The organism is Kitasatospora sp. NPDC085464, from assembly GCF_044541955.1.
Classification (GTDB): domain Bacteria; phylum Actinomycetota; class Actinomycetes; order Streptomycetales; family Streptomycetaceae; genus Kitasatospora.
Genome location: NZ_JBITTM010000031.1, coordinates 123,844 through 131,452, shown reverse-complemented (window position 1 = coordinate 131,452; position 7,609 = coordinate 123,844). Strand labels below are relative to the sequence as shown.

Annotated in this window: 6 protein-coding genes and 1 pseudogene; 1 reads left to right on the top strand and 6 read right to left on the bottom strand. The window is 72.0% G+C overall.

Annotated features, from left to right (window positions below; genetic code table 11):
• From ACIGG8_RS26765 to ACIGG8_RS26745, 5 genes and pseudogenes are all read right to left on the bottom strand, one after another.
• Positions 1–113: pseudogene (locus ACIGG8_RS26765) on the bottom strand (electron transfer flavoprotein subunit beta); the annotation flags it as partial.
• Between the two features lie 204 nt (positions 114–317).
• Positions 318–1,163, bottom strand: coding sequence for a family 1 encapsulin nanocompartment shell protein (locus tag ACIGG8_RS26760; protein WP_396551355.1), 846 nt, complete (start codon positions 1,161–1,163; stop codon positions 318–320).
• Complete coding sequence (locus tag ACIGG8_RS26755; protein ID WP_396551354.1) at positions 1,160–2,221, bottom strand: Dyp-type peroxidase; 1,062 nt, start codon at positions 2,219–2,221, stop codon at positions 1,160–1,162. The genes ACIGG8_RS26760 and ACIGG8_RS26755 overlap by 4 nt, the downstream gene beginning before the upstream one ends.
• A gap of 221 nt (positions 2,222–2,442) precedes the next feature.
• Positions 2,443–3,069, bottom strand: coding sequence for an FMN reductase (locus tag ACIGG8_RS26750; RefSeq protein ID WP_396551353.1), 627 nt, complete (start codon positions 3,067–3,069; stop codon positions 2,443–2,445).
• On the bottom strand, positions 3,066–4,226 hold the full coding sequence (locus tag ACIGG8_RS26745; protein ID WP_396551352.1) for an LLM class flavin-dependent oxidoreductase: 1,161 nt from the start codon (positions 4,224–4,226) through the stop codon (positions 3,066–3,068). The genes ACIGG8_RS26750 and ACIGG8_RS26745 overlap by 4 nt, the downstream gene beginning before the upstream one ends.
• Before the next feature lie 135 nt (positions 4,227–4,361).
• On the opposite strand from ACIGG8_RS26745, the gene ACIGG8_RS26740 reads away from it, so the two are divergent.
• Entirely contained in the window at positions 4,362–5,123 is a 762-nt protein-coding gene (locus tag ACIGG8_RS26740) for a PP2C family protein-serine/threonine phosphatase (RefSeq protein ID WP_396551351.1), read from the top strand.
• Positions 5,124–5,232: 109 nt separating this feature from the next.
• On the opposite strand, the gene ACIGG8_RS26735 is transcribed toward ACIGG8_RS26740, so the two are convergent.
• Positions 5,233–7,527: a M9 family metallopeptidase gene (locus ACIGG8_RS26735; protein WP_396551350.1), complete on the bottom strand. Its 2,295-nt coding sequence runs from the start codon at positions 7,525–7,527 to the stop codon at positions 5,233–5,235.
• Between the last annotated feature and the right edge of the window lie 82 nt (positions 7,528–7,609).

The window sequence follows — 7,609 nt, the reverse complement described above, 5'->3', positions numbered from 1 at the left end:
TCCGACAGGAGGCCGTCCACGCCCTCCCGGTCCGTGGTGTGGTCGTCCGCGAAACGACGGTCACCCGTCGCGTCCGGCACGTACTTCACACAGACGACGATCCTCAAGCTCATGAGCGGTTCTCCTGTCACGGGTGCACGGATGCACTGGATCCATGGCCTCAGGTCATGCCGAGGGTACTGAGTGCCAAGTCCGGCCCGGTCGCGACCCGCGCGCCGCGAGCGCCACCTGGACCGGCATACCGTGTCGGCTCTCTTCGACTGGCGTCAGAGGCTCCAGGGAGAGAATACGGCACTCAGTACCCCTCGTAAAGGAACTCAGTACCCTTCCCGGTGCCCGGGGGGCCGCGAGCCGTCCGCCCGCGCGGCACCGCCCAGGGCGACGGCGGCCTCGCCGGTGTGGACGCGGAAGGTGAGCGACTCCTGGAGGTAGAGCCGGACCGTTCCGGCGTCGTGCGAGAGGTAGCCGACCGAGACGTCCTGGCCGAGGAAGAGCTCGAAGTCACCGCCGCGGGTGGAGAGGAGGAAGGCGCCCTCGATGGCGGGGGCCCAGATGATGTCGCCGTCGAGGAGGCGGGCGAGGTGGTTGTGGACGGGGTAGCCGTGGTCGCTGGTCTCGTTGACGGCGGTGAAGGCGTCGGCGCCGAGGAGCAGGGAGTAGGGGCCGCCGACGCCGGCCAGCCGCAGCGCCGTGAGCGCCCGGCTGACCGCCTCGGGGTACTCGCGGACGTCCTCGGGGAGGGGGACCGGCGGGTTGGTGGAGGCGGCGCGGATGCCGTCGACGGCGGCGGCGCGGTAGCCCTCGAAGACGGTGCGGTCCTCGGCCAGGGCGAGGGTGCGGGCGGCGTCCTTGACGGGCTGCCAGTCGGAGTCGCGGGAGCCGCGCTCGACGTCGTCCACGGCATCGCGGCGGACGGTGAAGGGGACGCGCAGCTCGACCACCGGCTGGGCGGCGCGGGCGTGCGCCTGGACGCCGTCCATCGGCGGTTCGATGCCGGTCAGGTGGCCGGTGCCGACGGCGGAGAGGTCGACGCCCGCGGGGCCGCTGAGGTCGACCACCCGGCGCCCGGCGATGTGCAGCTTGAAGGTCTGGCGGGCCTCGTCCTCGATCTCCTCCCAGGCGGAGGCGGAGACGGGGGCGAGGTCCCGGTGGAGGTTGTTCATGCGCGGGGTCCTGTTCGGGGGGTCTGTTTGAGGCTGCCGATGCCCAGCGAGCCGGGGCTTCCGCCCGCCGTCGATCCGACGGCGGACCCGGGCGGCGATCCGGCGGCGGACCCGGCCACCGCGCCCGGTGCCGGCGGCGGGGAGTCGAGCAGGTCGGCGGTCGGGACGAAGAACAGCGCGCCGGTGACGGCCGTCGAGAATTCGAGCAGCCGGTCGGTGGTGCCGGGCGGGTTGCCGACGAACATGTTGCGCAGCATCTCCTCGGTCACCCCGGGGTCCCCCGCGTAGCCGATGAAGTAGGTGCCGGACTCGCCGCCGTGCGCGAAGGAGCCGAAGGCCATGTTGAAGCGGACGATCTTCCGCTCCTCGCCGTCCGGACCGGTGATCACGGTGAGCGCGACGTGCGAGTCCGCGGGCTTCACGTCGTCGGCGAGCTCGACGTCGGTCAGCTTGGTGCGGCCGACCGCGCCCTCCTGCTCCTCGACGCTCAGCGCGTTCCAGGCGTCCAGCCGGTGCAGGTACTTCTGGACGACGACGTAGCTGCCGCCGGCGAAGTCCGGGTCCTCCGCGCCGACCAGCGCGGCCTCCACGGCGGCCCGGCCCTCGGGGTTCTCGGTGCCGTCCACGAAGCCGAGCAGGTCCCGGTCGTCGAAGTACCGGAAGCCCTGGACGGAGTCGACCACGGTGGCCGCCCCGGCGAGCCGTCCGGTGAGCTGCCCGGCCAGTTCGAAGCAGAGGTCCATCCGCTCGGCCCGCAGGTGGAGCAGCAGGTCGCCCGGTGTGGCCGGGGCGCGGTGGCGGGCGCCGACCACCTCCCGGAAGGGGTGCAGGGCGGCCGGCCGGGGGCCGTCGAAGAGGCGGTCCCAGAGTTCGGAGCCGATGCCGGTGACACAGGTGAGGCCGCCCTCAGGGGCCCGGAAGCCGACCGCGCGGCGCAGCCCGGCGAGGTCGGGCAGCAGCTCGCGGACGGCGTGCTCGCCCCCGGGTTCGACGGTGAGCACCAGGAAGATCGCCGCGCCGGTCAGCGGGGAGAGCACGGCCTGCGGTTCGGGCTGCATGACGTCGCCCCTCAGGACACCGGGTGCGGGCAGGAGGGGCAGGAGCAGACCGAACGGACCGGCACTGATCTGATCATGGGAATGATTACATCGCATAGCGGACAATTCGGCGCGGCCGGCACGCATCCGAAGGACCCCGTCGGGCGGGCGGGGTGCCGATACACGGCGAGGGGGCGGGTGCGCCTCGTCGCGCACCCGCCCCTCTCGCCCTCGGCAGCGGTTCAGACCCGCAGCGCCGCCAGCTGCTGCTCGAACGGCACCACCTGCTCGGGCACCGCCGGCGCCGCCGCCGGGCCGCGGCCGGACAGCAGGGCCGCCAGCTCACCCGCCGCACGGTCGATCCGGCGCGGCAGCCCGTCGGTGAGCCCGTCCCCGGTCCCGCCCCAGTCGTCGGTCGCCGCGTAGACGGAGGTCGGCAGCACCACCGCGCGCAGGTAGGCGAACAGCGGCCGGACGGCGTGCTCCAGGGCGAGCGAGTGCCGGGGCGTGCCACCGGTCGCGGCGATCAGTACCGGCTTGCCGGTGAGCGCGTCGTGGTCGATCACGTCGAAGAAGGACTTGAACAGCCCGCTGTAGGACGCCGTGAAGATGGGCGTCACCGCGATCAGCCCGTCCGCCTGCGTGACCGCCTCGATCGCCTCCCGCAGCGCGGCGCCGGGGAAGCCGGTCACGAAGTTGTTCGCGATCTCCACGGCCAGGTCCCGCAGTTCGACGACGGTGACGTCCACCGGCCGGCCGGCCGCGCCGAGCTGCCGCACGGTCGAGTCGGCGAGCCGGTCCGCCAGCAGGCGGGTCGAGGACGGCTTGCTCAGCCCGGCGCTCACCACCACCAGCTTGTACGCGGTCACTTGGACACCTCGGCCTTCTCGTTCTCGTCGGTCGTCTCGTCGCTCGTCCCGCCGGTCGCCCCGGCGGCCTGCTCGGCGGCCTTCCGGTCGCGGTCCGCGACCAGCGCGGCGTGGGTCGGCCCGTCCGGCACCTCGGCCGGGCGGCCCTTGGCGAACTCCTCGCGCAGCACCGGCACGACCTCCTCGCCGAGCAGGTCCAGCTGCTCCAGCACGGTCTTCAGCGGCAGGCCTGCGTGGTCCATCAGGAACAGCTGGCGCTGGTAGTCGCCGAAGGTCTCGCGGAAGGTCAGCGTCTTCTCGATGACCTCCTGCGGGCTGCCGACTGTCAGCGGCGTCTGCTCGGTGAACTCCTCCAGCGAGGGCCCGTGCCCGTACACCGGCGCGTTGTCGAAGTACGGACGGAACTCGCGCACCGCGTCCCGGGAGTTCTTCCGCATGAACACCTGCCCGCCGAGGCCGACGATCGCCTGCTCGGGCGTGCCGTGGCCGTAGTGGGCGTAGCGCTCGCGGTAGAGGTCGATCAGCTTCTGGAAGTGCTCCTTGGGCCAGAAGATGTTGTTCGCGAAGAAGCCGTCCCCGTAGTAGGCGGCCTGCTCGGCGATCTCGGGGCTGCGGATCGAGCCGTGCCAGACGAACGGCGGGACGTCGTCCAGCGGGCGCGGGGTGGAGGTGAAGCCCTGCAGCGGAGTGCGGAAGCGGCCGCTCCAGTCCACGACCTCCTCGCGCCACAGCTCGTGCAGCAGCGCGTAGTTCTCTATCGCGAGCGGGATGCCCTGGCGAATGTCCTTGCCGAACCACGGGTAGACCGGGCCGGTGTTGCCGCGGCCCATCATGACGTCCACCCGGCCCTCGGCCAGGTGCTGGAGCATCGCGAAGTCCTCCGCGATCTTCACCGGGTCGTTGGTGGTGATCAGGGTCGTCGAGGTGGAGAGGATGATGCGGTCGGTCTGCGCGGCGATGTAGCCGAGCATGGTCGTCGGGGAGGACGGGACGAACGGCGGGTTGTGGTGCTCGCCGGTCGCGAAGACGTCCAGGCCGACCTCCTCGGCCTTGCGCGCGATCGCCACCATCGCCTTGATCCGCTCGTGCTCGCTCGGGGTACGGCCGGTGGTGGGGTCGGTCGTCACGTCGCCGACGGAGAAGATTCCGAACTGCATGCTGCTCACCGCTCTCCGGAGGAGGTCGTTCAACTTTCAACCACCTTAGCACGCAGGTGGCCCCGGCTATTCCCGCCCACAATGGAAGGAAGGCGGGGCGCACGAGCGGCGGGGTTCCGGAAAGGGCGGCGGACGATGGCGCCGTACATCGCGGTGAGCGCACTGAGCCACGAGGGCCTGGTGCGGGAGCACAACGAGGACAGCCTCGCGATCGGCCCGTGGACGCTCTGCGCCACCGTTACCAGCAACCCGCAGACGCTGCTCTTCCCGCTGGGCCCGCCCTGCGTGGTCGCGGTGGCCGACGGCCTCGGCGGCCACCCCGGCGGCGAGGTGGCCAGCGCCCTGGTCGCCCGTCGGCTCGCCGCCCACGGGGACGGCCTGGACGGCGAGGAGGCCGTCCGGGAGGAACTGCAGGAGTGCAACCGGGCCGTCTACGCGGCCGCCGCCGGGGAGCCGGAGCTCGCCGCGATGGGCACCACGATCGCGGGGCTGGTGCTGCTGCCCGAGCGGGCGGTGGTCTTCAACGTCGGCGACAGCCGGGTCTACCGGATCGACGGGGACGGGCTGAGCCGGGTGAGCGTCGACGACAGCCCGCCGCTGCCGCCCGGACGCCGCACCACCTCGATGGTCACCCAGACCCTGGGCGGCTCGCTCGGGCTCACCTTCGTCGAACCGCACGTCCGGGTCGCCCCGCTGGCATCCGGCGACCGCTACCTGGTCTGCAGCGACGGGCTGACCGACCCGGTGCCCGAGGAGGAGCTGGCCGACCTGCTGGCCCGCTCCCACGAAGGGGCCGAACGGTCCGACGGCAAGGCCGCGTTCGAGCTCTGGAAGGCGGCGATCGAGGCCGGCGGGCCGGACAACATCACCCTGGCGCTGGTGCGGGTCGGCGGGTAGCCGCGCCCCGGCGGAACGCACGCGACGGCCCCCGACGGAACGGACCCGCCCCGGCGGGGCGCCGAAGCGCTCCGCCGGGGCGGTCACCTGTCCGTTCGCCGTGCTCGGCTCAGAATTCGCTCGTGACGGTCACCCCGCTGAAGCCCTGCTGGGCGTAGAGGCTGAAGTAGACGTAGCCGGTCGGCGGGTTCGCCACGGTCAGCGTCTCGGAGTTGTCCGGGCCCGCCGACCGCGTGGCGTACGAGCCCGTGTACGCCCAGCTCGCCGGGTTGTAGTAGAGGTCGCCGTTGCCGGTGCCGCCACTGGTGGTGATCTTCACCTGCTTGGTGCCGGCCGGCACCAGGAGGTAGAAGTGCGCGTAGTTGCCCATGGTGGCGGCGACGTTGCTGCGGGCGCAGTTCGCGTCCAGCGCCCGGGTGTCGGCCACGGCGCACTCCGGCAGCTGCGGGACGGTCGGGTTCGTCGCGCAGGCGCCGTTCGCGCACGCGGTCAGCCAGCTGTCGAAGCCGGCGTCGTACCGGGTGCCGATGGTGGTCTTCAGCAGGGTGCGGGCGCCGGCCCAGTCCCCCACCCGGTACTTGGCGAGGACCGCGTCCATGTCGGAGCGGTGCTGCTCCAGCATGTAGCGCACGGCCAGGTACCCCCAGCGGTAGACCCGGTCCTGGTCGCCGTAGGCGGTGTCGAAGAGGTCGCTCAGCCGGTAGGTGTGGCGCGCGGCAGCCGCGATCGCGGCGTCGTTGCTCACCTTCCGGTACGAGTAGGACACGTACTCGGCGAAGCCCTCGACCCACCAGACGGTCGGGGTGGTCATGCCGGCGTTGAAGTCGCCGTACATGTCGAAGCGGCCGTCGAGGTAGTGGGTGTACTCGTGGTTGAGGTTCCAGATCTCGAAGGACGGGCGGGCCCACTCGGCCTCGTAGCAGAGGAAGCGCGGCTGGTTGCCCGCCTTCGCCGGGTCGCCCTCCAGGTACATGCCGCCGTTGTTGGTGTCGATGCCGTAGATCGCGGCGGCCAGCACCTGGTAGTCGAGCGAGGAGTGGAAGACCACGACCTCGATCGTGGTGTTCCCGTCGTCCTTGACCGGGCCGTTGTCCTTGACCACCGAGTGGAAGTAGGCGTCCTGACCGGTCAGGCTGGTGCAGGCGGTGCCCAGCTGGGTGGCGTCCAGTGCCTGGGCGATCAGCTTGATGCTCGGGCTGCAGGTGTAATTCACCTTCAGCACACCGGCCTTGAGCTGGTCGGCGGAGTTGCAGGTGCCGTAGTACGAACAGTTGCCCGCGTCGTAGTATCCGACCGCCTCGGCGACCGCGGCCCACTGGAACACGGTGCGGCCGTTCGGCGCCGACGAGTCCGCCAGCGCCTTGGCAAGCGGACGGACCTTGGCCTGGAGCGCCGTGTCCTTCAGGAAGCGGCCCAGCTCCTTGGTGGCGTTGTAGGTCAGCACGCCGAAGTCGCCGCCGAGCAGGTCGTTGTTGCGGCCGGCGAAGGCGGCGAGGGCGTCCAGGACGCTCGGGTCGGCCTCGACGGCCGCGTCGAAGCCGGCCACCTGGTGGCCGCGGAACAGCACGGTGAACACCGGGTTCACCGACCAGGCCATGCCGGCCGGGTTCCAGGTGGCGCTGGTGTAGTCGGTCAACAGCCGCTTGACCACCGGGAGGTAGCGGACGTTCTCCTGCGCGCTGTCGATCAGGGTGACGGCCTCGCCCAGGATGGGCGCGTTGCCGGCGGCGACGTCCCGCGAGTGCGCGCTGCCGAAGAACGCGTCCAGCGCGGAGCGGATCGCCGTCTGCAGGGCGGTGCCGTACGTGCCGACGTCACCCGGGTGGTACCACTGCGCGAAGTAGCCGGCACGCAGGAAGAGCACCAACTGCTCGACGGAGGTGGTGTTGTCGCCCGGGTAGCTGCCCGCCGCGTCGCGCAGCGCGTACGCCACCGTGGTCATCTGCTCCTCGCGGAACGCGCCGCGCGCGTCGCCGCCGGTGAGCTGGAAGAGGCTGTTGATGCACTGGATGTCGGCGGCCTTGACGTGCTGGACCAGGTCGCTTCCGGTCCGGCCGGTGAAGTCGCCGGTGTTGCAGGCCTGTTCGGCCGCCGCGCCGAGACTGGGGGCCTTGGCGTTCGGGGTGGCGGCCGCCTTCACCTCGGCCGGCCGGGTGTCCAGCGGCAGTGGGGCGCGCTGGTCGGCGGTGGCGAACTGCCGCTCACCGTCGGTGCGTTCGGGTGTTCCGGTGGCGGGCTGCGGGGCCGCACCGGTGGGGGCGGTGGGCGCGCCGCCGGGGGCGGGCGCCGCTACGGGCGCTGCCTGGCTCTGCGGCGCGAACAGGCCGACCGCCAGGAAGAGCGACAGGACGAGCGTCAACAATCGTGCCAACTGCGGGAGTCGCAGCAGTCGTGCGGGACTCACGTGAGGGCCTCCCGGCCGTCGTCGGCCGCGATCAGGGCGCGGCCGGTGGGGGATTCGAGGACCGTTGGCGACGGCGCCGCGT

What these genes read in the sequence shown, in the direction of transcription:
- ACIGG8_RS26760 (WP_396551355.1), bottom strand. Translation starts at nt 1,163, where the DNA reads ATGAACAACCTCCACCGGGACCTCGCCCCCGTCTCCGCCTCCGCCTGG.
- ACIGG8_RS26755 (WP_396551354.1), bottom strand. Translation starts at nt 2,221, where the DNA reads ATGCAGCCCGAACCGCAGGCCGTGCTCTCCCCGCTGACCGGCGCGGCG.
- ACIGG8_RS26745 (WP_396551352.1), bottom strand. Translation starts at nt 4,226, where the DNA reads ATGCAGTTCGGAATCTTCTCCGTCGGCGACGTGACGACCGACCCCACC.
- ACIGG8_RS26740 (WP_396551351.1), top strand. Translation starts at nt 4,362, where the DNA reads ATGGCGCCGTACATCGCGGTGAGCGCACTGAGCCACGAGGGCCTGGTG.